Annotated in this window: 20 protein-coding genes and 1 pseudogene; 6 read left to right on the plus strand and 15 right to left on the minus strand. The window is 70.5% G+C overall.

The window, feature by feature from the left end; all coding sequences use genetic code 11:
• Positions 1–7: 7 nt before the first annotated feature.
• The 11 genes and pseudogenes from IEY56_RS21735 to IEY56_RS21785 all read right to left on the minus strand — a co-directional run bounded on the left by IEY56_RS21735 (position 8) and on the right by IEY56_RS21785 (position 11,919).
• Positions 8–862, minus strand: coding sequence for an alpha/beta fold hydrolase (locus IEY56_RS21735; protein ID WP_189038949.1), 855 nt, complete (start codon positions 860–862; stop codon positions 8–10).
• A 76-nt stretch (positions 863–938) separates the two neighbouring features.
• Positions 939–1,649, minus strand: coding sequence for an isochorismatase family protein (locus IEY56_RS21740; RefSeq protein ID WP_189038950.1), 711 nt, complete (start codon positions 1,647–1,649; stop codon positions 939–941).
• Positions 1,646–2,392, minus strand: a complete 747-nt coding sequence (locus tag IEY56_RS21745) for an SRPBCC family protein (protein ID WP_189038951.1) — start codon at positions 2,390–2,392, stop codon at positions 1,646–1,648. Before IEY56_RS21745 ends, IEY56_RS21740 begins: the two co-directional genes overlap by 4 nt.
• A gap of 110 nt (positions 2,393–2,502) precedes the next feature.
• Positions 2,503–3,006: pseudogene (locus tag IEY56_RS21750) on the minus strand ((2Fe-2S)-binding protein); the annotation flags it as partial.
• Entirely contained in the window at positions 3,003–5,372 is a 2,370-nt protein-coding gene (locus IEY56_RS21755) for a xanthine dehydrogenase family protein molybdopterin-binding subunit (protein ID WP_189038953.1), read from the minus strand. The gene IEY56_RS21755 and the pseudogene IEY56_RS21750, both read right to left, overlap by 4 nt.
• On the minus strand, positions 5,369–6,238 hold the full coding sequence (locus IEY56_RS21760) for an FAD binding domain-containing protein (protein WP_189038954.1): 870 nt from the start codon (positions 6,236–6,238) through the stop codon (positions 5,369–5,371). The genes IEY56_RS21755 and IEY56_RS21760 overlap by 4 nt, the downstream gene beginning before the upstream one ends.
• Before the next feature lie 171 nt (positions 6,239–6,409).
• Entirely contained in the window at positions 6,410–7,831 is a 1,422-nt protein-coding gene (locus IEY56_RS21765) for an MFS transporter (protein WP_189038955.1), read from the minus strand.
• Positions 7,832–7,938: 107 nt separating this feature from the next.
• Positions 7,939–9,207: an FAD-dependent monooxygenase gene (locus IEY56_RS21770; protein ID WP_189038956.1), complete on the minus strand. Its 1,269-nt coding sequence runs from the start codon at positions 9,205–9,207 to the stop codon at positions 7,939–7,941.
• A 57-nt stretch (positions 9,208–9,264) separates the two neighbouring features.
• Positions 9,265–10,296, minus strand: a complete 1,032-nt coding sequence (locus IEY56_RS21775) for a 2,5-dihydroxypyridine 5,6-dioxygenase NicX family protein (protein WP_189038957.1) — start codon at positions 10,294–10,296, stop codon at positions 9,265–9,267.
• A 586-nt stretch (positions 10,297–10,882) separates the two neighbouring features.
• Positions 10,883–11,068: a DUF397 domain-containing protein gene (locus tag IEY56_RS21780; protein ID WP_189038958.1), complete on the minus strand. Its 186-nt coding sequence runs from the start codon at positions 11,066–11,068 to the stop codon at positions 10,883–10,885.
• On the minus strand, positions 11,065–11,919 hold the full coding sequence (locus IEY56_RS21785; RefSeq protein ID WP_189038959.1) for a helix-turn-helix domain-containing protein: 855 nt from the start codon (positions 11,917–11,919) through the stop codon (positions 11,065–11,067). Before IEY56_RS21785 ends, IEY56_RS21780 begins: the two co-directional genes overlap by 4 nt.
• Before the next feature lie 160 nt (positions 11,920–12,079).
• Between IEY56_RS21785 and IEY56_RS21790 the strand changes: the two genes are divergently transcribed.
• Positions 12,080–12,586 carry an ATP-binding protein gene (locus IEY56_RS21790; protein WP_189038960.1) on the plus strand — a complete coding sequence of 169 codons (507 nt, stop codon included), beginning with the start codon at positions 12,080–12,082 and terminating at the stop codon, positions 12,584–12,586.
• 21 nt (positions 12,587–12,607) lie between these two features.
• On the opposite strand, the gene IEY56_RS21795 is transcribed toward IEY56_RS21790, so the two are convergent.
• Positions 12,608–13,192 carry a TetR/AcrR family transcriptional regulator gene (locus tag IEY56_RS21795; RefSeq protein ID WP_189038961.1) on the minus strand — a complete coding sequence of 195 codons (585 nt, stop codon included), beginning with the start codon at positions 13,190–13,192 and terminating at the stop codon, positions 12,608–12,610.
• A gap of 114 nt (positions 13,193–13,306) precedes the next feature.
• On the opposite strand from IEY56_RS21795, the gene IEY56_RS21800 reads away from it, so the two are divergent.
• Positions 13,307–13,684 carry a DUF4267 domain-containing protein gene (locus IEY56_RS21800; RefSeq protein ID WP_189038962.1) on the plus strand — a complete coding sequence of 126 codons (378 nt, stop codon included), beginning with the start codon at positions 13,307–13,309 and terminating at the stop codon, positions 13,682–13,684.
• Between the two features lie 61 nt (positions 13,685–13,745).
• On the opposite strand, the gene IEY56_RS21805 is transcribed toward IEY56_RS21800, so the two are convergent.
• Positions 13,746–14,966, minus strand: a complete 1,221-nt coding sequence (locus tag IEY56_RS21805) for a Clp protease N-terminal domain-containing protein (RefSeq protein WP_189038963.1) — start codon at positions 14,964–14,966, stop codon at positions 13,746–13,748.
• 248 nt (positions 14,967–15,214) lie between these two features.
• Between IEY56_RS21805 and IEY56_RS21810 the strand changes: the two genes are divergently transcribed.
• Entirely contained in the window at positions 15,215–15,547 is a 333-nt protein-coding gene (locus tag IEY56_RS21810; RefSeq protein WP_189038964.1) for an antibiotic biosynthesis monooxygenase family protein, read from the plus strand.
• Positions 15,548–15,659: 112 nt separating this feature from the next.
• Here the strand turns inward: IEY56_RS21810 and IEY56_RS21815 are convergent, their stop codons facing one another.
• A complete protein-coding gene (locus tag IEY56_RS21815; RefSeq protein WP_189039014.1) occupies positions 15,660–16,922 on the minus strand; it encodes an MFS transporter in 1,263 nt (420 codons plus the stop codon).
• A gap of 315 nt (positions 16,923–17,237) precedes the next feature.
• On the opposite strand from IEY56_RS21815, the gene IEY56_RS21820 reads away from it, so the two are divergent.
• A complete protein-coding gene (locus IEY56_RS21820) occupies positions 17,238–17,579 on the plus strand; it encodes a VOC family protein (protein ID WP_189038965.1) in 342 nt (113 codons plus the stop codon).
• A 239-nt stretch (positions 17,580–17,818) separates the two neighbouring features.
• Entirely contained in the window at positions 17,819–19,336 is a 1,518-nt protein-coding gene (locus IEY56_RS21825; protein WP_189038966.1) for a class I adenylate-forming enzyme family protein, read from the plus strand.
• Between the two features lie 253 nt (positions 19,337–19,589).
• On the opposite strand, the gene IEY56_RS21830 is transcribed toward IEY56_RS21825, so the two are convergent.
• Positions 19,590–21,644, minus strand: a complete 2,055-nt coding sequence (locus IEY56_RS21830) for an APC family permease (RefSeq protein ID WP_189038967.1) — start codon at positions 21,642–21,644, stop codon at positions 19,590–19,592.
• A gap of 69 nt (positions 21,645–21,713) precedes the next feature.
• Between IEY56_RS21830 and IEY56_RS21835 the strand changes: the two genes are divergently transcribed.
• Positions 21,714–22,382, plus strand: coding sequence for a potassium channel family protein (locus IEY56_RS21835; RefSeq protein WP_189038968.1), 669 nt, complete (start codon positions 21,714–21,716; stop codon positions 22,380–22,382).
• Positions 22,383–22,414: the final 32 nt, after the last annotated feature.

Raw genomic sequence — 22,414 nt, forward strand, 5'->3', positions numbered from 1 at the left:
CCGGCGCTCAGTCGAGCTGGGCACGCAGGGCGTCCCTGAGAACGTCGAGAGCGGGTTCCGGATTGTCCCAGAACACCATGTGCCCGGCGTCCGGAATCGGAGTCAGCCGCGCCCCCAGATGGGTGCGGGCCGCCTCCCTCACGCCGGCCTCGGTGACGACCGGGCTGTCCGCGCCGTAGATCAGCTCCGTCGGGGCGGGCACGGAGGGCCACCAGACGAAGAAGTCCTCGCTCTCGAAGCTCCGGTGGGTCTCCGTGAGCGCCGCCTCGCCGCAGCTGGCGAGCCAGCGGGCCCGCAACTCCTGCTCGCGGCGCGGCCAGCGGGGCCACGCCTTGGCCACCTCGTCGGCGTCGGTGCCCCGTTGGGCCTGCTCGAGCTGCCCGAGGAAGGCGGGCAGCGTGGTGGGGTACGGGTCCCGGCCGGGGCCGCTCATCGGCGGGTCGACGAGGACGGTGCCGCGCAGCGCGGCCTTGGCGCGCACGGCGGTGACGGCGGCGATGCGGGCGCCCATGGAGTGCCCGGCCAGGAGCGGACGGTCCAGTCCGAGTCCGTCGATCCACGCCTCGGTGTCCTCGGCGTAGGCCTCCAGGCCGTAGCCGTCGCCGTCGTCGGAGAAGCCGCGGCCGCGGATGTCCGGGACGATCGGCCGCACCAGGTCGGTGAGGCGGCGGGCGACGAAGTCCATGGTCACGGCGGGTGAGGTGATGCCGGGCAGGAGCAGCAGCGGCACGCGCTCGTCGCCCGGGGCGTCTCCGTAGTCGAGGGCGTGCAGCCGCAGCGTCCCGTTGCGGATCCACCGGCTGGTGGCGGGGACGTCGGACAGGTCGGCGAGGGCGGGCTGGGTGATGTAGCGCTCGGTCATGCGGTGGTCCTCAAGTCGCTTGGCGGGAGCGGGAGTCGGTGGTCCGCGGCGCGCGCAGTGGCCGCGGCGGGGGTCTTCACTGGGTGGCCTCCCGCGCGGGCAGGCCGGAGAGGTAGGCGAGGGCGTCGGAGAGTGCGACGACGTCTCCGTACTTGGCCTGGATGTCGAACAGCGCGGCGTCGTGCGGCCCTTGGGCGCGGTCGCCCGCGCACTCGCGGGGCACCAGCACGGGGAAGCCGGACTGCACGGCGTCCACCGCGGTGGCCCGGACACAGCCGCTGGTGGTGGCGCCGCAGACGAGCACGGTGTCGCATCCCAGGCCGGTGAGCGTGGCCGCGAGGGAGGTGCCGAAGAACGCCGACGCGCCCTTCTTGATCACCAGATGGTCCTCGGGGCGCTGCGGCAGCCTCGGGTCGAGCGCCACCGCGTCGCTGCCTTCGAGGAGCGCGCGCATTCCCGGGGCCTTGTCCAGCCAGGTGACGGAGCGGCCTTCGGCCTCCGCCGGCGTGTAGGAGATGGCCGTCCACACGACGGGCACCTGCGCGGCGCGCGCCGCCTCCGCCAACTCCGCCGTCGCCCCGACCACTTCGGTCAGGTCCGCGCCCGAGGGGAAGGAGTCCTCGGTGAAGCCGCGGGTGAGGTCGACGACGACGAGCACCGGACGGGTTCCGCGGCGCACGGCGGCCCCGAACCCGGCGCGTTGGTAGGTCGCGTCGGTGTCCTGCCCGTACCGGCCGGGCTGCTGCCCGTCCTGCGGGACCGGCGGAGCGTGCTCGGTGGTGGTCACTGGCGGCCTCCCCGCGTGCAGCAGTGTGCCTTCTCCCGGCCCAGGACCCGTCCCAGCAACCAGCCTTCGAATAGACCGAAGGCGAACGCGCCCGCTATGGGGCCGTACTTGGCCACCGCGGGCGGCACGAGCATGGAGAGGCCGTTGAGTTCGGTCTCGGGTGTGAAGACTTCGGCGTTCCCGGAGCGCTGCGGCGCGGCCGGGGTCCGGACGCCCGTGGCGCCGGGCGCCGCTGCGGCGGCTTCCGGGGAGACCGCGGCACCCGGACCGTCCCCGGCGAGGGCCGGCGCGGCCGCCCGGTCCTGCTCCAGCAGGCCGCCGAGGTTCCTCGCGAACTGCTTGAGGATCCGGTCGGAGACCGCCGCGACCGCACCCTTGCCGAACTGGGCGATCTTGCCGCGGATGACGAGGTCGGTGGCCAGGCGCAGTTCCGCGCCGCCGGGCGCCTCGGCCACCTCCAGGCCGACCTCCGCCTCGGCGTCGCCGCTGCCGTGGGTGTCGGCGCCGCGCGCCTGCACCCGCAACCGCCGCTTCTCCTCGTCGACTTCGAGGAACCGCACGGTGCCCGCGTAGGCGGCGGTGATGGGGCCGACCTTGACCTTCACCCGCCCCTTCCAGGCGTCGCCGTCCTTGCCTTCGAGTGTCGCGCCGGGCATGCAGGAGGCGACGCGTTCCACGTCGTTGACGAGCGCGAACACCTCGTCCGGACTCGCCGCTACCGTGACCGCGTTGTCGATCCGCATGGAACCTCCTCGCATGCCGCGCCGGGCGGCACCGTCTCGCTGGTGTTCTCGTCCTCGCTGTCCCTGCTGTCCCCGTTGTGGTGCGCCGTGCCCTCCAGCCGTGAGCGGAGAGCGGCGCGGCGGCGCGCCGCGCAGTCGTCGATCGCCTCGACGATGGTCTGGTAGCCCGTGCAGCGGCACAGGTTGGAGGCGACGACCTCGCGGATCTCCTCCTTCGACGCCTCGGGGCGCTCCGCGAGGAACCCCTCGGCGAGCATCAGGAACCCGGGCGTGCAGAAGCCGCACTGAAGTCCGTGGTGCTCGGAGAACGCCTGCTGCAGGTCGTTGAGCCGCGTGCCGTCCGCGAGCGACTCCACCGTGCGGATCTCCTTGCCCTCCGCCTGCGCCGCGAACATCAGGCACGCGCGTACGGGCGCGCCGTCGAGCAGCACGGTGCACGCGCCGCAGATGCCGTGCTCGCAGCCGACGTGGGTGCCGGTGAGCCGCAGGTCGTGGCGGAGGACGTCGACAAGGGTGCGGCGGGGCTCCGTCAGCAGCTCGTGGGTCTCGCCGTTGACGTCGAGGCTGAGCAACTGCCGCTGCTGGGCCGTGTGTTCGGGGGCGTTGTCGGTCATCGGGTGTGCTCCAGGGCGCTGACCACCGTCTCCGGTGTGATGGGGGTGTCGTCCAGTTCCACTCCGGTGGGGAGCAGCGCGTCGTTGACGGCGTTGAGCACCGCTGCCGGCGCGCCGATGGTGCCGCCTTCGCCGACGCCCTTGGCTCCGGTCTCGGTGAAGGCGCACGGCGTCTCGAGGTGGTGGATGGACACCTCGGGGATCTCCAGCGCGGTGGGGACTTTGTACTCCATGAAGCTGACGGCCGAGGGCGCGCCCTGCTCGTCGTAGGTGACCTGCTCGAAGAGGGCGCCGGCGATGCCCTGGGCGATGCCCCCGCGCGTCTGCCCCTCGACCACCTTGGGGTTGATCGCGACGCCGCAGTCCTCGACGCAGACGTAGCGCAGGATCTCCACCTGCCCCGTCCCCTCGTGGAGTTCGGTGACGACGCCGTGGGTGGCGTTGGAGAAGGTCCCGTCGTTCAGGACGTCGAACGACGCGGTGGCGGTCAGGCCCGGCTCCGTGTCCTTGGGCAGCAGATGCGACTTGAGGTACGCGATGTCGGCCAGCTCCTCGTAGGGCACGGTGCGCCCGTCGGCGGGGCACCGGACCAGGCCCTGCCCCAGCTCCAGGTCCTCCGGCGGGACTTCGAGGACGGAAGCGGCGATCGCGATCAGCTTCTCGCCGAGCCTGCCCGAGGCGAGCCGTACGGCGCTGCCGCCGATCGCGATGGAGCGGCTGGCGAAGGTGCCCCAGCCGTAGGTGATGCGGTCGGTGTCGCCCTGGTGGATGCGCACCTTGCCGATGTCCAGGCCGAGTTCGTCCGCGGCGATCTGCGCCAGCGTCGTCTCGTGGCTCTGCCCGTGGCTCATCGTCCCGGTGGTGACGACCAGCGCGCCGCTGGTGTCCATCCGCACCTCGGAGATGTCGAAGCCGGGCACGACCTCCATCTTGCGCTGCGCGAAGGCGGTCGAGCCGTAGCCGGTCCGCTCGCTGAAGCACGAGTAACCGATGCCGATGTGCCTGCCCTCGGCGGAAGCCTTCTCCTTCGCGGCGTACCAGCCCTCCTCCTTCAGCACCGACTCGCACAGGTTCAGCGACTCCAGGTACGAACCCGGGTCGTACGTCACGTTGTTGACGCCCGTGTAGGGGAACTGCGTGATGAGGTTGCGGCGGCGGATCTCCGTGGGCTCCAGGCCCAGTTCCCGCGCGGCACGCTCGAAGAGGCGCTCCATGACCATCACGTACTGCGGCCGGCTCACCCCCCGGTACGGCGCTGTGGGCGCCTTGTTGGTGGTGATCGCCCGCGCCCTCACCCGGTAGGCGGGGACCTTGTAGACGCCGGGCATCTCGGCGGAGGCCATCAGCGGCTCGATGCCGGCGGTGAACGGGTAGCACGAGTAGGCGCCCATGTCGCAGACGATCGCCGCGTCCAGCCCGAGGATGTGCCCGTCGGCGTCGAACGCGGCGCGCACGTCGTAGTGCTGTTCGCGGGCGAGGAAGGACGCGGTGAGCGCGTCCTTGCGGTCCTCGACCCACTTCACGGGCCGGCCCAGCCGCAGCGCCGCCGCGCCCGCGGCGATCTCCTCACGGCCGACGACGCACTTCTGGCCGAAGCCGCCGCCCATGTCGGGTACGACGACCCGGACGGCGCGTTCATCGAGCCCCAGGCAGCGTGCGGCGGTCGTACGTACCTGGTGCGGTACCTGCGTGGACGTCTGCAGCAGCAGCTGCTCCTCGCGGTGGTCCCAGCTCGCCACCACTCCCCTGGTCTCCAGGGGGAGCGCGTTCTGGCGGCCCGTCCTGGTCTCGACGTGCACGACGCACGGTGCCTCGTCGAAGGTCCCGTCGATGCCCTCCGTGGCGAACATCGAGACGTCGAGAAGTGTGTTGCCGCCGGCCTCACCGTGTACGAGAGGCGCGCCGGGGGCGAGTGCCTGCTCCTCGGAGACGACGGGCGGCAGTGACTCGTAGCTCACCTTCGCCGCCTCCACGCCGTCCTCGGCGGCGTACGCGTCCCGGGCCACGACCACGGCGAGCGGCTCCCCGGCGTACCGGACCTTCTCCCGGGCCAGCACCGGCATCCCGGTGGGCACGAACTCGCTGACGGGACGGCCCAGTCGCGCGGTGATGTCGGCGAGCCCGAGGTCGTCGGCGCTGAACGCCGCGACGACGCCCGGCACTTCGCGTACGGCCGTCAGGTCGAGGCCGGTGACCTCGGCGTGCGCGACGGTGCTCCGTACGAATCGCGCGTGGAGCATGCCGGGCAGTGCGATGTCGTCGGTGAAGCGCCCGTTGCCGCTGAGGAGCCTGGGGTCCTCGCGGCGGCCGACGGACGCACCGATCCACGGGCGGTCCCCGTCGGGTCGGGCGGATTCGGTCGTCATCGGGCCATCGCCTCCTCGCATGCGCGTGCCACGAGCGTGCGGATGAGGACCCGCCGGTAGTGGGCACTGCCGTTGCCGTCGCTCGGGGGGTCGACGGACTCAGCCGCCACCGCGGCGGTCCGTGCGTACAGTTCTGGACCGGGCGCGCCGCCGCTCACCAGCGCATCCTCCGCCTCCGGCACCCGCACGGGCATGGCGTCCACGCCGCCCAGCGCGACACGCGCGGCGGTGAAGTGCCCGCCGCCGTCGGCGGGTTCGAGATCGACGGCGGCCGAGACCGTGGCGAAGTCGCCCTGCCTCTCCGCGAATTCGGTGAGCGCGGCATGCGGTGCGGGCCTCGGGAAGACGACCTCGACGAGGATCTCGTCGGGTTCGAGGGCGGTGGTGTAGTAGCCGTGGAAGAACTCCGCGGCGGCGATGCGACGTTCACCGTCCGGCCCGTGCGCCACCAGTTCCGCGTCGAGCAGCACCGCGAGCAGGCACCACTCGGCGGTGGCGTCGCCGTGGGCGAGGCTGCCGCCGACGGTGCCGCGCGTGCGGATCGGAAGGTGCCCGACCCAGCGCATGGCGTCCCGCAGCACGGCGAAGCCGGGGCCGAGCGCGTCGGCCGGTGCCGTCTCGACGGCGTGGTGCGTGGTGAGGGCGCCGATGTGCAGTCCCCCGCCGCTGTCCGTGCGCAGTCCGGCCAGCCCCGCCAGCCCGCCGATGTCGACGAGGTGGCCCGGGCGGGCCAGGCGGAAGTTCATCATCGCGACGAGACTCTGGCCTCCCGCGATGACCTTCGCCTCGTCACCGAGCTCCGCGAGCAGGCGCGTGGCCCCCTCGACGTCGCGCGCGCGGTGATACGTGAATGCGGCGGGCTTCATCTGACGCTTTCCTCTCCCTCCGGGCTCGTACCGGATCTCTCCGGGCTCGTTACCGGATTCCTCCGGGCCACCCGAGACGTCGCGCCGGTGTGCTGCCGCCCGTGGCGGGCGGGCAGCGGCATCCGGCCGCTGTCCGGGGGCGGGGGCCCGGCAGCCCCCGCCCCCGGAGCCTCAGCTCTGGACGGGCGCCTTGGCGACCGGCGGCAGGTCCGCACCGGCCACGTCGGGCTCCTCCTCGCCGTCGATGTCGTCGAGCGACTTGCCCTTGGTCTCCGGAGCGCCGAACGCCATCCAGATCACGGCCAGCACCACGACGGCTCCCAGTACGGCGAACGTCAGGGGCAGCCCCAGCAGCGGCCACATCACCGAGCCGAAGAGCATCGGTGCGAACCCGGTGCTGACCCGGCTGACGGACGAGGCCCAGCCGAACCCGCTGGCCCGCAGCGTCGTCGGGTACAGCTCGGCGACGTACGCGTACAGGACGGGGATCGTCAGCTGGATGAGGAAGCCGAACGCGGCGATCCAGATCAGCGCGACCGTCTCCACCTTGAGCATCGCCGCGAAGGCGACGAGCGCCGCGGTCGCCACCGGCGCGGAGACCCCGATGAGCCACTTGCGGCCCACGACGTCGACGAGCCACGTCGAGGTGAGGACGCCGAGGATGCCGACGCCGCTCATCAGCGTGGGGCCCATGAAGGAGGCGGTGTCGTTGTAGCCCTCCTCCTTCAGGATCGAGGGCATCCACGTGAGAGCCGCGTAGTAGACCATCATGATCGTGATGAACAGGGCCCACGAGACGGACGTGATGCGCGGGTTGTACTTCCACAGCTTGCGGAACTGGTCGAGCCCGGCCCGCAGGCCCTTCGGCCGGTCGGAGCCCTCGCCGGGCGCCGGGACGGGGATCTCATACGGCTCGGGCAGCGCTCCCGTACGGGCGACCAGGCCGTCGATGACACGGCGCGCCTCCTCTTCCCTGCCGACCTTGGCCAGGTAGATCGGCGACTCCGGCACTCCGCGCCGCACCCAGAAGAGCAGCAGGGCCGGCAGCACCATCGTCGCGAGCATCCACCGCCAGTTGCCCGGCAGCGGCACCATCGAGGTGGCGACCAGGCCGCACAGCGTGACGCCGATCGGCCACCACAGGTCGAGGGCCGTGAGGATCCGGCCGCGGTGCTTCCGCGGCGAGAACTCGCTGACCAGGGCGTAGTCGACGGGGATACAGCCGCCGAGGCCGACGCCCGCCAGGAAGCGCAGGACCAGGAAGACCGAGTACTCGGGAGAGAGCGCTCCGAGCACGGAGAAGAGCGCGAAGATCAGCAGCGTCGCGCTGAACGCCTTCTTGCGGCCGATGCGGTCGGCGATGCCGCCCCACACGACGGCGCCGACGGCCATGCCCACGAGGTTCGCCGTGGCCACGAGGCCGCTCTCACTGACCGAGAGGTCGAAATCCTTGCTCAGCAACGGCATCAGGAAACCGTTGAGTGCGATGTCCCAAGCGTCGAACAGGTAGCCGAGACCACCGATGATGAAAATCTTGCCCTGGACACCCCATTTCCATGGGAGTTCCTGGACTATCTGATCGCCTGTCTTCACGGTTTGCTCCACGGTTCGGTAGCGCACGTGCGCGGTGTTGGCAACGGACTACAGCCGCCGGTTCGCTCGCCTGTCAGAGGGACGCCGAGAAGACGCACCCGCGCGGCTCACCGGGAGAACTGATAGGAGAAGGACCCCAGGTCGGGGTCGTTGAGCGGCGTACCGCCCCACAGCCAGTCGTAGGAGACGTCGGACTCCCCGTCGAAGCGCTTGAGCTTCGCGTCGCGTTCCCGCTGCTCGGGCCCGTCGGGGAAGTGGTAGAAGGTCTTGTTGCGCAGCGACGCCTGCTGCACCATGCCGGCGTGCTTCGCCCGCCGGTCCACGTAGCGGCGCAGCGCTCCGTGGATTCCGCTGGTGGTGACAGCGCCGAGTTCCTCGGCTAGGACGGCGGCGTCCTCCATGGCCTGGGATGCGCCTTGTGCCTGATAGGGAAGCATGGCGTGGCAGGAATCGCCCAGAAGCGCGACGTTCCCGTCCAGCCACACAGGGTCAGGACGCCGGTAGTAGAGGGCGAAGCAGGACACGTCCTCCTTGGCTTTCGACAGCATCGCGGGGACGCGGTCGTCCCAGCCGGGGAAGGTCTCGGCCAGTTCCTCGGCGCTCGAGGGGGCGACCCACCGCTCCGCGACCTCGTCTGTGCAGGGGACACAGGCGACGACGTTCAGGTACTCGCCGCCGCGGATCATGTAGTGGACGAGGTGCCGGTCCGGGCCGTACCAGATCGTGGACTGGAACCTGTCCACGAGCCAGCGCGTGGCCGGGTCGGCGGCGATCAGGTCGCCCGGGATGAGGGCACGGAACGCCATCTCGCCGGAGAAGCGGAGGGTGTCCTCCAGACCCATCAGGTCACGGACGCGGGAGCGGATGCCGTCCGCACCGATGAGGGCGTCCCCAGCGAACCGGGCGCCGTCCTGGGTGACGGCGACCGGCCGCAGCGGGTCGGTCCGGTCCAGCTCCACGACCTTGCTGTTGGTGCGGATCTGCACGACCGGCCCGGAACCCTCCGGGTCCGTGCAGGCGTCCATGATCACGCGATGGAGGTCCGCACGGTGGTAGTGCCAGTACGGAGCGTTGTACTTCTCCTTGCAGAACTCGCCCAGGCTGGTCAGCCCGACGACGCTGCCGTCCTTCCACCTGCGCCGCACCTGGTCCAGCGGCTCGGTGTGGATGGCCTCCAGCTGCTTCCGCAGGCCGAGGCCGAGCAGGATACGGCTGGCGTTGGGCGCTGTCTGGATGCCCGCCCCCACCTCGCCCAGCTCGGGCGCCTGCTCCAGGACGGTGACCCGGATGCCCCGCTGCCGCAGGGCGAGAGCGGCGGTGACACCGCCGAGACCGCCTCCGACGACGGTGACTTCGAAAGACTGGCTGGCCGCCAAGGCTCCTCCAAGGGCGTGATCAGTGAACAGTCGGACCGCGGGCCTGTGGTGCCCGGATCAGTCCTCGACGAGCCGGCCGTCCACGACGACGTCGGTGCCGTCGACGGAGACCGTGCAGCCGCGCATCGCGATGTCGACGTGCGCGTAGGACTCGCGGCCGAGGACGGGGTGCGGTCCGGTCGACCACAGGAAGTTCCCGGCGAACGCACGGGCGTCCATGCCCATCAGCTCGCTCTTGCCGTACAGGGCCGTGGCGAACCAGTCGGCGCTCTTCATCAGCCCCCAGCCCATGTGGGAGAGGCTGCGGCCCCACTCGTCGTCGGCGTCCTCGAAGAAGGTCTCCAGCATCTTGGCGTCGGCTCCGCCCGAGATCTTCTCGATGTGCCCGTCGGCGACCTGCAGCGTCACGGGCGAACGGACGTACTCCTTGAAGGGCAGCAGGATGTCGCCCTCGGCCAGTACGAGCTGGCCGTCGGAGAACTCCGGCCAGCACAGCACCATCGTGCTCGGCCAGTGGTCCCAGCGGCCGGGGTCGTCGGCGAAGCCGACCTGGAACTCGGGGTGGGCGTTCTTGAGCTGCACGGTCAGGTCGGTGCCCGCACCGGACGTCACACGCATCGTCTCCGACCGCTTGAGCAGGCCGGACGCCGCCAGGACCCGCTCCTTGTCGCCCTCCTGCGGCAGGTTCCGGACGAGCACGTCGGGGGCGTCGCAGACGAAGATGATGCGGGTGCCCGTCTTGAGGATCTCCTGCTGCACGGGGGCGTGGATGAAGCCCTCCTGGGTGAGGTCGACGACGAGGTCGGCCGACTTCAGCAGGTCCTGGGCGGCGCCGTCGTTGAGCACCGAGGTCAGGCCCGGCCCGGACCCGGTACGGGTGCTGTCCGCCGGGGCCGCGCTCCCGCCGGGCACGGTCGCGGCGATGACGTGGGCTCCCAGCGACTTCGCGGCTCCGAAGGCGGCGGCGACGTAGTCGCCGCGGCTGTCCGGCTCGGAGAGGACGACGACGTGCTCGTCCTCCTTCACCTTGCACAGCTCCAGCTCGCGCCGGAAGGCGCCGAGCAGGTCGACGGACGAGAGATCGAACATGGGTGTCCCTCCAAGGAGGCTTCGCTTCAGATGTGGGCCACGGACGACGACGCCCGGCTGTGGGCGTGTTCTCGTCGGTGACAGGGCGTCGCATTGGGGTCACGGGATACGCGAACAGGCCGAATACAGCCCTCCGCTTCAGCTCTGACCAGCAGAGATACGCGAGCTCTCCGGCCCGGTGAGAATTAATCCGAACACGTACGAACTCTGCTTGGCAAGGGTTAGCCCCAGATTTAACGCCGATTTTTCGCCAGCGGGCGATCGATCACCGTCGCCGCGGGCGGCCTTCACGGCCGGACAGGAGTGAGGAGACGAGGCTCAACTCGCCTCCTCACAGCGCTCGTTGACCCGGCGCCTGGCGGCGGCTGCGCCGCGGGCGACACACCCACAGGGGCGGCAGAAACCCGTCGCGGCCTCCCCGAGACGGGGAAGAGCGACGGGCAAAAAGGGCGAAAGGTGCGATATTGGTCCAGCCAGGGACGGCGCTCGACGCCTCTGACGGGAAGGGCGCTCTCTCACGGACAGCAGCCGCTCGCACCCCTCAGGGGTTCCCTGCCGCACCGCGCGACTCGACCCCCGGCGAAGCTCAGCTTCGCGCGGCGAACCTCAGGAACCGGTCCCATCCTTCACGGCCGACGGCGAAGTACGGACGCGCTACGTCCTTGGAATCCCTTACGTGGACGGCCTGTTCGGTGACAGCGACCTCGACGCAGTTGTCGCCCTGGGCGGTGCTGTAGCTCGACTTGAACCAATTGAGTCGAGACGTGCTCATAGCTCTCCTAGCATCCGCTTCAACAGGCCCAGGGAGTCGTTCGGCGAGAGGGCCTGCGAGCGCAGTCTGGCATAGCGCATCTGGATCCTGCTGACCTCTTTCGGTTCGGCGATCAGACGACCGTTCTCCTGCCCCTCGGAGTAAGCAAGCCGCTGCCCATGGGGCGTTTCCAGCACACACACGGGGCCTGCCAGGCACGCATGGAATTCGCAGTCCGCAGGCATGATCTGAAGCGTGGTGTTTCGCAGCAAGCACAAGTCCAGCATGTGGTCGAGCAGTTCACAGGTGACATCGACTCCCCCAAGACGACGCATCAGCACGGCCTCCTCGACCACGAAGTCGAACGTAGAGTGGGGCCTGTCGCGTAGCAGCCGCTGACGGTTCATTCGCGCCGTTACCGTCGCCTCCAACTCGCCGTCCGTCAGCGGCGGGATCTCGTTCTCGCACAGCGCCCGCACGTAACCCTCGGACTGCAACAGGCCCGGTACGAGCCTGCATTCGTACGTGCACAGGCTCACCGCCTCCTTCTCCAGCCGCGCCCACCGCCGGAACCAGGCCGCCAGTCCGGGCTCGCCCCGCGTCAGATGCCTGGCGGCCCTCCGCAGCGCGCCCGTGTCTCCCAGCGCGTCCTCGGCTCGCTCCACGAACGCCGGGTCTGGCATGCGCCGCCCCAACTCCACGGACTCGACGGTGTGTTTGGAGAACCGGACGTGCGCCGCGAAGTCCACCCGGCTGAGCCCCGCGTGCTCTCTCAGGGCCTGGACGACCGCTCCGAACGTCCGCAGACTGTCCGACGGATCAGGCTCCCGCTCCCCCTCGCCGGCGATGACTTCGACACCCTCGGCCGTCATACGCGCCCCTCCGTACCCCGCGTGAAAAGTTCCGCGTCCGCAACTCACCCAGAGTGACGGGGAAGTGGGCGTACCGTCCACTCTTCGTGCCCGTACGCTGACCATCCGTACGGGACGACCTGCTGGTGAAACGCCCCTCGCAACGGCCAGTCTGGCTCCCATGACGCCGAGCGCTCCCCAACTTCCCGCTACCGTACGTACGTTCACTCAGCTGCTGTCATCGACCCGGCGAGGCGCGCGCCTGGCCCGGCTGCTGACGGCGGGAGAACTGGCCGCCTGGGAGGTCGCGCCGGACGTCGCGGAGCGTGCCGAGCAGATCGTCGCCGAACTCGCGGCCAACGCCTTCTTCCACGGCCGGGTACGCGGTCGCGACTTCCGGCTCGACCTCGCTCTCGACACCTCCGCCGGCACCCTCCGCGTCGAGGTCACCGACGCCCGCGGAGACCGCTTCCCCGGCCACCGTCCGAACGCGGAGCCGGACGCCGAGTCCGGCCGCGGCATCCTTCTCGTCGCCGCCCTCGCCGACCGCTGGGGCACATCCCTGTACGTTCCGGGCGGCAAGACGGTGTGGGCTGAGCTCGACTCGGGTCCCGCCTGCATGGACGCCTCCACCCGGCCGACCGGCGGGAGTGCGGACGGCCGACGGCCCGACTCGTCCATGGCCTGACGGCCACTCCGGCCCGCGCCGTCAGTCCGCCGGAGTACCTGCGATCTGGCTGACGAGGAAGTCGAGCCGATCGTCCTGGCTGCCCGGCGGGATGCGCCCGCTGCCGGAGAGGACCGCCATGCCGTGCAGCGCGCTCCAGGTGACTTCGGCGAACAGTTCGCGCCGGTCGTCGTCCGGACTGAAGCAGTTGACGAACTCGTCGAAGGCTGCCCGCAGCGGGGGCGGCGTCTCGTCGCTCGCGAACTTCAGGTCGGTGGGCAGGACGAACATGGCCTGGTACAGGGCGGGCCTCTCCGTCGCGAACTCCAGATAGGCGAGGCAGACGGCGCGCAGCGCGTCCCCCGGCTCCGGGGCGGCGGCCTCCCTCGCGCGGCGCAGACGGGGGGCGAGTTCACTGAAGCCGTCGAGGGCGACGGCTCCCACGATGGCGTCCTTGCCCTTGAAGTGGCTGTACAGCACCGGCTGGCTGTACTCGACGCGTTCAGCCAGCCGCCGCGTCGTCACCGCCTCCCAGCCCTCTACCTCTGCGAGTTCACGCGCGGCCGTGACGATCAGCTGATGACGACGGGCGCGTTCACGTTCACGGCGCTCATTGATGGCGGACATGACGACATTCTAGCGGCGCTAGACATCCTGCCGCAGCTAGGTCTATCGTCGCTATCACTTCTAGCGCCGCTAGATATCGCGGGCGGGCGCTGCCACCGAGAGGGGAAGCAAGCCATGCTCACCAACGTCGCTCAGGTGCTCGCCGGAATGATCGGCGCAGGCATCCTCTTCATCGGCGCGCGCGCCCTGTGGGCACCACGTGCGGCGGTGGACTTCGGCATCCCGGACACGCCGACCGACGACCGGACCTTCCGGGCCTGGCTGTCGGTCAAGGGAGTACGCGACATCGCCTCGGGACTCTTCCTCTTCATCCTGCTGGCCGGGGCGACACCCCACCTCCTCGGCTGGTTCATGCTGGCTGCCACCGTCATCCCCGCCGGCGACGCCCTGATCGTGCTGCGCAACAACGGGCCCAGGACGGCCGTTTACGGCATCCACGGGGCAACTGCCGCATCGATGCTGGTGATCAGCGTGCTCCTGCTCGTCGCGTAGCCGTAACCGTCTGCACGGCCGCCGGGCAGGCCATTGCGCGCCCTGAGAGGACTGCCCGGCGTCAGGAGACCTGAGCCGTCCCTCCCGGGACCCGGAGCTCCGGCTCCGCCCGCAGCCCGGCGACGTCCGCCCCGCACTCGGTCAGCACACGCTCGATCTCCGCAGCGGACTGCGCGTCCGTCCCTGCCTCATTCAGCAGCGCGGCCAGCAGGTGGGTCGTGCCGACCGTGGACGAGCCCTGAGCGGAGGCGGTGAGTTGTGCGACGTGCAGGAGACGCCGTTCGAAATCGGCGGCTCCGCGGACCTCCGGGGGCTCCTCCTCCGCGACCCCGGTGGTGGGAAGCAGTGCACGGGCGAGGGCATCCTGCCGTGCGCCGTACCGTCGCAGGAGTTCCGCCCCCCGGTTCGCTCCCCTCAGCTTCTCGGGCAGCTCACGCCCGGCGACGGTCAACGACCGGTCCAGCGCAAGGATGCCCAGCAGCAGATCGACGGGCTCCACCTCCGACGCCCCGCGCCGCACCGCCCCCCGTGCCGACTCCGAGCGCACCCCGCCCACGACGGCGGAGCCGAACCCGGCACCACCGCCGAATACCCAGGCGGTGAACTTCCTTGTCAGCGGATTTCCACTCTTCCCGAACGTCCCGGCCTTGCGCAGCATCAACACCGAGGTGGGCTCCGGCACTTCCTCGGTCCCACGCAACGCGTCGAGTGCGGTCGAGGCGGCCGAGACATCCACCTTCTCCAGCACCATGGCCTCGCGTGCACGCGTATCGGGCAGTTCGACCAGTGCGCGCGCCACATGGCGGACGCGCACGGCGACGGTGCCCTCCTCCCGCGCGGTCTCCAGCGCCTTGCGCAGAGCGGACCGCAACGCACCCGTCATCGGCGGGAGTTCAAGGCTCCCCTGCTGCTCCTTCTTCTTCCGGTTGATCCAGCGCAGCCTCTTGGCCTCCTCGTGCCGGACGTCCCGCCAGAGGGCGTCGATCTCTGCCTCGTCTTCCGGGCTTCCCGCTGTGCCGTCATCCGCGTCCCTGCTGACCCACACGGACGTCTCCCGACATCCGATCGAACCGCCGAGCGATCCGGCGGCCCTTATCCCGGGAGCGATCGCGGAACCCGCGGCCGAGTCGCCCGACACGAGCGCGTTCAGCACACTTTCCGTACCGACGTCCTCGCGTTCCTGCTTGGCCACCGCACGCATCGCGTCCAGAAGAAGCATGACGACGTCCCTCTCGAACTCGGTGGGTACGCCGACGTTGCGGTCGGACTTCCGCTGATCCATCGTCTTCTCTCCTCCGTGGTGTTACTTGCCATAGAGGACGCCGGTGAGCGCTCTCCGGCTCCACTTCGACTGAACGGCCATGCTTCCGGGGCGGGTTGGAAGGGTCTCATCCGGCCGACGACGGCCCGTGCCCCTCAACTCACCTCAGTTACGCGACCACTTGGGCTTCAGGCATCGAGGCCCCGCGAGGCGCCTGGAGTCACTGCCGATTCCCGCGGATCGCCCGTTGTCGCCTGTAATGTGAGTGCATGATTGTCCGGATCTGGCGAGGGTGGACGACACCCGAGAATGCCGACGCATACGAGTCGATCGTCAGCACCCGTGTTCTGCCGGCCATCGCCGAACGCAAGCTCCCCGGCTATCACGGCGCCTACCTGCTTCGGCGTCCGCTCGACGGGGGCGAGGTCGAGTTCTCCACCGTCATGCTGTTCGAATCGCTCGACGCCGTACGGGAGTTCATCGGGCCGGAATACGAGGTCGCACACGTCCCGGACGAGGCAAGGGCCGTCCTGGCACGGTTCGACGAGCGGTCCGCCCACTACGACACGCTGCTGACGCCGGAGGCCACGCGCCCCGCATGAGTCGCCGTGACCCTTGCCGCGGGCAGGCTGGTGCGTCGATCGGGACGTGGCAGCCGGGGGCTGAACTCGGGCCGCACCGGCAACGGTTCGGCCGACCGGCGCGGAACCGCGATCACTCCGCCGTCGGGGGCGCCGACGGTTGGCGCTCCACCCGCTTCAGACCTCGCACCGCCGGGATCGCCAGCAGCAGGGCGCAGGCGACCAGCGCCGTGGACGCGGACACGTAGAGCACCGGTGTCGCCCCGACGACGAGCGCGAGCGGCCCCGCCAGCGCCTGCCCGACCGGCTTCATCACCAGCGAGCCCGCCGCGTCGTAAGCGTGGACCCGGCCGAGGACCTCCTGGGGGATGTGCGTCTGCACGCTCGTATGGAACATGACGATCCAGAACGCCATGCCCACGCCGCTCACGCCGTAGCAGACGGCGACCAGCGGGGCGGAGAGGCCGAGCGCGACTCCCAGCGGCATGAACGTCCAGAGGATCATCGAGAGCGCACCGGCCCGGAGCGGATGCCGCGGCCGGAGTCTCATCGCGATGATCCCGCCGAGCACGCTTCCCGCCCCGAGGGAGGACATGACCAGGCCGAACACGGACGCCCCGTGGTCGGTGACGAGCGCGCTGTTGCCGAGGGTCATGGTCGGTCCGGAGCCCGCGAGCTGCCAGAGCATGAAGACGACGATGACGCTCCACAGCCAGGTCCTGGCGCTGAACTCCCTCCATCCCTCGACGAGATCGGCGCGGAACGTCGACACGCCTTCCCGCGCGGCCGGGCCCATGGGTACGGCGCGGAGCAGCAGCAGGCAGGCGCCGCTGACCGCGTAGGTCAGCGCGTCGAGCGCGACGACCGCCGCGGGCGAGGCGACCGCCAGCAGCAGGCCGGCCAGGGAGGGGCCGATGACGACGGTGACGGACTCCGAGATACGCAGGGTGGCGTTGGCCTTCTGCACGTCCCGGGCGGTGAGCGGGGTGATGCTGGCGACTCCGGGCTGGAAGATCGCGCTGCCCGCCCCGATCAGGGCCAGCAGCGCCAGGATCTGCCACAACTGGGGTGTACCCAGCAGGAACAGCAGCGCGAGCACTCCCTGGGAGCACAGCCGGGCCGCGTCCGAGAGGATCATCAGCCGGCGGGCGCCGAAGCGGTCGGACAGCACCCCGCCGAAGATGATCAGGGCTGCGAACGGTGCCACGAGCGCGGCGAGGGCGTAGCCCACCCCGCTCGCACCGTATCCCGCACGAAGCACGGCGGCCGTGATCGCGACGGGGAGCATCGCGTCACCGAGCAGAGAGGTGGTGCGGGCGGCGAAGAACAGCCTGAATTCCCGCGTCCACAACGGTGGTTCAGACGTCGTCCCTTCGACCTGCAGGTCATGGGCCATGTCCGAGGCAGCCACCGCTCACCGTCCCCCACTATGCCGTTATGTCGGACCAGGGCGGAGTGTGGTTCCTCCCGTTGTCCCCGGTCAACTGCTTATTTCCGGCGAGTGCGAGGGGCCGCGGGCCCGCAGTCGACGATGCCGTCCGTGTCGCGCCGCCAGGCGGTCCCGGCGCGGCCAGGATTGCGACGGGGTGCAGGGTGGCGATGAGTTCCCGGCTCCGCCGGAGTCGACATCGGCACCACCCCGAACACCCCCATCCCCCACAGCAACCGACCCCAACAGCAACCCACCGCACACGCACACACGGAGGCCGGCATGGCCCGGGAACTCTTCGCAGGCGTCCCCGTCGCCGACTACGCGGCGGCACTGCCCTGGTACGAGCGGTTCTTCGGCGGGAAGCCGTCGTTCCTGCCGAACGACGTCGAGGCCGTGTGGGAGGTCGCCGAGAGCCGCTACGTCTACATCGTGGAAGACCCGGTCAGGGCGGGGAACGCCCTGGTGCTGACGTTCGTCGACGATCTCGACGGCCGCGTCGCCGGTATCGCCCGGCGGGGCATCGAGCCCGCGGAGCGCGAGACGTACGAGGGCGGCGTGACCAAAGTGATCTACCGGGACGCGGACGGCAACGAGATCAGCCTCGGCGGCGGACCAGGCTGACGCCGCCTCCCGCCCCCCGGGGCCACGGCCGCGGGGGGCGGGAGGCGGCGGGCGTCCCGTCACGCGGCACGGACAGGCGCGCCGTCCGCCGCGGGCTTACGCTTCCCATGTCGCCCGCCTGCGGGTTCCGACCCTCGTCCGCCACCGAGAACCGTCCCGGCCCGCTCGCCTGCCCCTGCCGGCTTCGGGCGGCCGGATCCGCTCGGTGCGGGCCTCCGACGACGGCCTGGGAGGACGCCATGTCCACCGAAGCTGGTCCGGTTCCGCTCAGCGGCCTGCTCGCCGCACACGCGCCCGACGCGCAGTGCCTGATCTTCGGGGACCGGCGCTGGACGTACTCCGGTCTGGCCGCCGCCACGGACGCCCTGGCCGCGGAGATGGCCCCCGTGTCAGGTGAGCGCGTGGCGTTCATGCTGCCGAACTGCCCGGAAGCGGTGACGGTGTACCTGGCCTGCTTCCGCTCGGGAGCCGTGGCGGCACCGTTCAACACCCGGTACGCGCCCGCCGAGGTCGAAGCGGCCCTCCGGCGCGCCCGTCCCCGGTGGCTGATCGTCCACGAGAGCCTCCTCGGCAAGCTGGAGGAGGTACAGCAGGAGGTCCTGACGGGAGTCCGCGTCCTCGTGGCGGGCAGCGGCGAAGTCCCCGTGACGGACCGCGGCCGAGCTCCCCTGGCGGGCCGCGGCGACGGCTTGGAACCCCTGGCGCCGCTCTGCGCCTCCGGAGCGAGGCCCACCGCGCCACGCCCCGGACCGGACAGACCGGCTCTGCTGTTCTTCACCTCGGGGTCCACGGGCCCGCCCAAGGGTGTCCTCCACAGTCAGCGTTCGGCCTCCGCCATGCTGAGCAGCACCTCCGAGGCGATGGGAGACGTCGGCTCCCGCGACGTGACGCAGGTATGCGACCCCCTGGCCCACGTGAGCGGCTTCATCGAGACGATGACGACGCTCGCCGCCGGAGGAACGGTCGTGCTGCTCGACGGTTTCGAACTCGACTCGTTCGTAACGGGGTTGCTCACGCACCGCCCCACCCTGATCTGCACCCACCTCGACGTCCTGGCGCAACTCGTCCATGCCCCGGGCGCCCGCGGCGGATGGTTCTCCTCGCTGCGGGGCGTCTACGCCGGCGGCGACACCTTCCCCGCCGCGCTCCAGCGCGACTTCAGGGACCTCACCGGTCTGGCCGTCGGCGTCGGCTGGGGGATGACGGAAGCGATCTGGCTGACCGTGGACCGCACTCCCGGGCCGGACCGCGAGGGGTGCGTCGGCGTCCCGGTCGGCGGCGCCGAAGTGCGCACCGACGTGACCGGCGAGCTGCTCGTGCGCGGCCCGATGCTCATGACGGGGTACTGGGAGGACCCGAGGCTGACGGAGGACTCCTTCACCGGCGGCTGGTTCCGCACGGGTGACTTGGGCACCCAGGACCCGGACGGCGCGTGGTGGTTCGAGGGGCGCATCAAGGACCTGATCGTACGGCGCACCTCGAAGATCACGCCCGGAGAGGTCGAGGCGGCGATCAACGGGCATCCCGACGTGGCCGCCAGCGCCGTGGTGGCCGCACCCGACGCCGACGAGGGTCAGGTTCCGGTGGCCTTCGTCGTCCCCTCGCCCGGACGCGAACTGACGCCGGAAGGCCTGATGGCCTACCTGCGCGAGAGGATCGCCGCATACAAGCTGCCCGCCCGCATCCACTTCCTCGACCGGCTGCCGCTGACCGCGAGCGGCAAGATCGACCACAGCGACCTGCGTCAACTGCTCTGATCGCACGGCCACTTGGCACCGGCAGGCCGCACAACTCCGCAACGCGCTGGTCCGCTTCCCCAGGGGCTGTCTGACAAATGGCGCCGTTCGCCCGGAGGGCGGGGCTCGCGTCGTCTGGTGCGTGCGGATGCAAGGCGGAGGTCTGTCCTCGTAGTGGGCTACTCGGTCGGTCCGACAACGCAGCAGACGTGCGTGCCAGGCGGCGCGAGCCAGGCGCCATTTGTCAGACAGCCCCTAGCGCACTCCCGCCGCGCTACTTCCGCCGCTCGTCCTTCTTCCGGCCCGCGGCGCCGGCCACCGGCCCCCGCCGCACCGACCCCGGCGCGTCCCACTCGGCGCGCTTCTTCGCGCGCTTGCGCGCCAGTTCGGACGACTCCAGCTGCCACGGTACGGACGTGACCATGACGCCCGGCGTGTACAGCAGGCGGCCCTTGAGACGCAGCGCGCTCTGGTTGTGCAGCAGCTGCTCGTACCAGCGGCCGACGACGTACTCCGGGATGAAGACGCTCACCACGTCGCGCGGATTCTCCGAACGCAGCCGTTTGACGTACTCGATGACGGGCCGCGTGATCTCGCGGTACGGCGAGTCGAGGATCTTCAGCGGTACGTCGATGCCCGCCTCCTCCCACTCCCTGCGCAGCTGCGCGGTCTCCTCGGCGTCGACGCTGATGGTCAGCGCCTCCAGCGTGTCGGAGCGCATCAGCCGGGCGTACGCCAGCGCCCGCAGGGTCGGCTTGTGCGTCTTGGAGACCAGCACGATGGAGTGCACGCGGGAGGGCTTCACGCGCTTCTCGTCCGGATCGTCGGCGGCCAGCTCCTCGGAGACGAGGTCGTAGTGCCTTCGGACGGCGGTCATCACGCCGTAGAAGAGCAGCATGCCGAGGAGCGAGACCCACGCGCCGTGCGAGAACTTCGTCACGAGTACGACGAGGAGCACCAGCCCCGTGCAGAAGGCGCCGAAGGTGTTGATCACCCGGGAGCGGTGCATGCGGCGCCGCGCGCCGGCGTCCCCCTCGGTCGCCAGGAGCCGGTTCCAGTGCCGGACCATGCCGATCTGGCTGAGCGTGAAGGAGACGAAGACACCGACGATGTAGAGCTGGATGAGGCGCGTGGAGTCGGCCTCGTAGGCGACGACCAGTATGGCCGCCGCTCCGGCGAGCACCACGATGCCGTTGGAGAACGCCAGCCGGTCGCCGCGGGTGTGCAGCTGGCGGGGCAGGTAGCGGTCCTGGGCGAGGATCGAGCCGAGCAGCGGGAAGCCGTTGTAGGCGGTGTTCGCCGCGAGGAAGAGCACGAGGGCCGTCGCCGCCGCGAGGAAGACGAAGGGGAGGGACCCGCTCCCGAACACGGCAGCCGCGACCTGGGAGATGACGGGGTCCTGGTGGTAACCGGCGCCTGCCGGTTCGCCGTTGACGATCAGCTCCGTCGCGGGGTTCTCGGCCATCTTCACGCCCGTCGCGAGCGCCAGCAGGATGACACCGCAGAACATCGTCACCGCGATCAGGCCCATCACCGCGAGGGTGTTGGCGGCGTTCTTCGACTTGGGCTTGCGGAAGGCCGGTACGCCGTTGCTGATCGCCTCGACCCCCGTGAGGGCCGCGCAGCCGGAGGAGAAGGCCCGCAGCAGCAGGAAGGCGAGCGCGAAACCCGTGAGCCCGCCGCTGTGTTCGGCGTCGATCTCGAAGTCCGCGGTGGGGGCGCGCATCTCCTCGCCGAGCAGGCCCCCGCGTATGGCTCCCCAGAGGATCATCCCGAAGACGCCGGCCACGAAGCAGTAGGTGGGGACGGCGAACAGCTTGCCCGACTCCCGTACGCCGCGCAGGTTCATCAGCGTCAGGAGCACGATGATGACGACGGCGACGGTCGTCTTGTTCTGGACGATGAAGGGGACCGCCGACCCCAGGTTCTCCACGCCGGAGGAGATCGACACGGCCACGGTCAGGACGTAGTCGACGAGCAGCGCGCTGGCGACGGTCAGCCCGGCCCGGGGGCCCAGATTGGTGTTGGCGACCTCGTAGTCCCCTCCCCCGGAGGGGTAGGCGCGTACGTTCTGCCGGTAGGAAGCCACCACCGTGAACATCAGGACGACGACCGCCGCCGCGATCCACGGGCTGAAGTGGTACGCGGACACGCCGGCGACGGACAGGACCAGGAGCACCTCACCGGGGGCGTAGGCCACGGACGAGAGCGGGTCGGACGCGAAGACCGGCAGCGCGATCCGTTTCGGCAGCAGAGTCTCCGCGAGCCGGTCGCTGCGCAGCGCCCTCCCGAGCAGAAGTCGTTTGGGCAGATGGGTAATCCTGGACACGGGGAGGATCGTATGCGGTCAGCCGTGCGATGCTGAGGCGGCCCGCTGTAAGTGACGAGAGGGACGGGCGTGCATGTTGTGATCATGGGCTGCGGCCGGGTAGGTGCCGAGCTCGCACAGGCTCTGGAGCAGCAGGGCCACACGGTCGCGGTCGTGGACCAGGACCCGACGGCCTTCCGACGCCTGGGCTCAGGCTTCGGCGGACGCAGGGTGACCGGGGTCGGTTTCGACCAGGACACCCTCAGGGAGGCCGGCATCGAGGAGGCCGGCGCGTTCGCGGCTGTCAGCAGTGGCGACAACTCCAACATCATCGCGGCGCGCGTGGCCCGGGAGATGTTCGGCATCGAGCACGTCGCGGCGAGGATCTACGACCCCAAGCGGGCCGAGGTCTACCAGCGTCTGGGCATCCCGACGGTGGCCACCGTGCGCTGGACGGCCGACCAGATGCTCCGGCGCCTGCTGCCCTCCGGTGCGGAACCGCTGTGGCGGGACCCCAGCGGCGGCGTCCAGCTGGCGGAGGTGCACACCTCGACGAAGTGGGTGGGGCACCGGGTCAGCAGGCTCCAGGAGGAGGCCGGAGTGCGGGTGGCCTTCCTCACGCGGGTCGGCGAGGCGATGCTTCCGACGTCGGAGACGGTGCTCCAGGAAGGCGATCTGGTCCATGTGATGATGCGCTGCGACCAGGTCGACCAGGTGGAGGCCGTCTTCTCGAGGGGGCCCGAGGAGGGGCGCTCGTGAACGGTGCAGGCACAGCGAACAGGGGACGCGGC

The sequence above is a fragment of the Streptomyces daqingensis genome (assembly GCF_014645895.1).
In the GTDB taxonomy this organism is placed as follows: domain Bacteria; phylum Actinomycetota; class Actinomycetes; order Streptomycetales; family Streptomycetaceae; genus Streptomyces; species Streptomyces daqingensis.

Coding starts and splice junctions, on each gene's coding strand:
- IEY56_RS21735 (WP_189038949.1), bottom strand. CDS start 862: ATGACCGAGCGCTACATCACCCAGCCCGCCCTCGCCGACCTGTCCGAC.
- IEY56_RS21745 (WP_189038951.1), bottom strand. CDS start 2,392: ATGCGGATCGACAACGCGGTCACGGTAGCGGCGAGTCCGGACGAGGTG.
- IEY56_RS21755 (WP_189038953.1), bottom strand. CDS start 5,372: ATGACGACCGAATCCGCCCGACCCGACGGGGACCGCCCGTGGATCGGT.
- IEY56_RS21760 (WP_189038954.1), bottom strand. CDS start 6,238: ATGAAGCCCGCCGCATTCACGTATCACCGCGCGCGCGACGTCGAGGGG.
- IEY56_RS21775 (WP_189038957.1), bottom strand. CDS start 10,296: ATGTTCGATCTCTCGTCCGTCGACCTGCTCGGCGCCTTCCGGCGCGAG.
- IEY56_RS21780 (WP_189038958.1), bottom strand. CDS start 11,068: ATGAGCACGTCTCGACTCAATTGGTTCAAGTCGAGCTACAGCACCGCC.
- IEY56_RS21785 (WP_189038959.1), bottom strand. CDS start 11,919: ATGACGGCCGAGGGTGTCGAAGTCATCGCCGGCGAGGGGGAGCGGGAG.
- IEY56_RS21790 (WP_189038960.1), top strand. CDS start 12,080: ATGACGCCGAGCGCTCCCCAACTTCCCGCTACCGTACGTACGTTCACT.
- IEY56_RS21795 (WP_189038961.1), bottom strand. CDS start 13,192: ATGTCCGCCATCAATGAGCGCCGTGAACGTGAACGCGCCCGTCGTCAT.
- IEY56_RS21800 (WP_189038962.1), top strand. CDS start 13,307: ATGCTCACCAACGTCGCTCAGGTGCTCGCCGGAATGATCGGCGCAGGC.
- IEY56_RS21805 (WP_189038963.1), bottom strand. CDS start 14,966: ATGGATCAGCGGAAGTCCGACCGCAACGTCGGCGTACCCACCGAGTTC.
- IEY56_RS21810 (WP_189038964.1), top strand. CDS start 15,215: ATGATTGTCCGGATCTGGCGAGGGTGGACGACACCCGAGAATGCCGAC.
- IEY56_RS21815 (WP_189039014.1), bottom strand. CDS start 16,922: ATGGCCCATGACCTGCAGGTCGAAGGGACGACGTCTGAACCACCGTTG.
- IEY56_RS21820 (WP_189038965.1), top strand. CDS start 17,238: ATGGCCCGGGAACTCTTCGCAGGCGTCCCCGTCGCCGACTACGCGGCG.
- IEY56_RS21825 (WP_189038966.1), top strand. CDS start 17,819: ATGTCCACCGAAGCTGGTCCGGTTCCGCTCAGCGGCCTGCTCGCCGCA.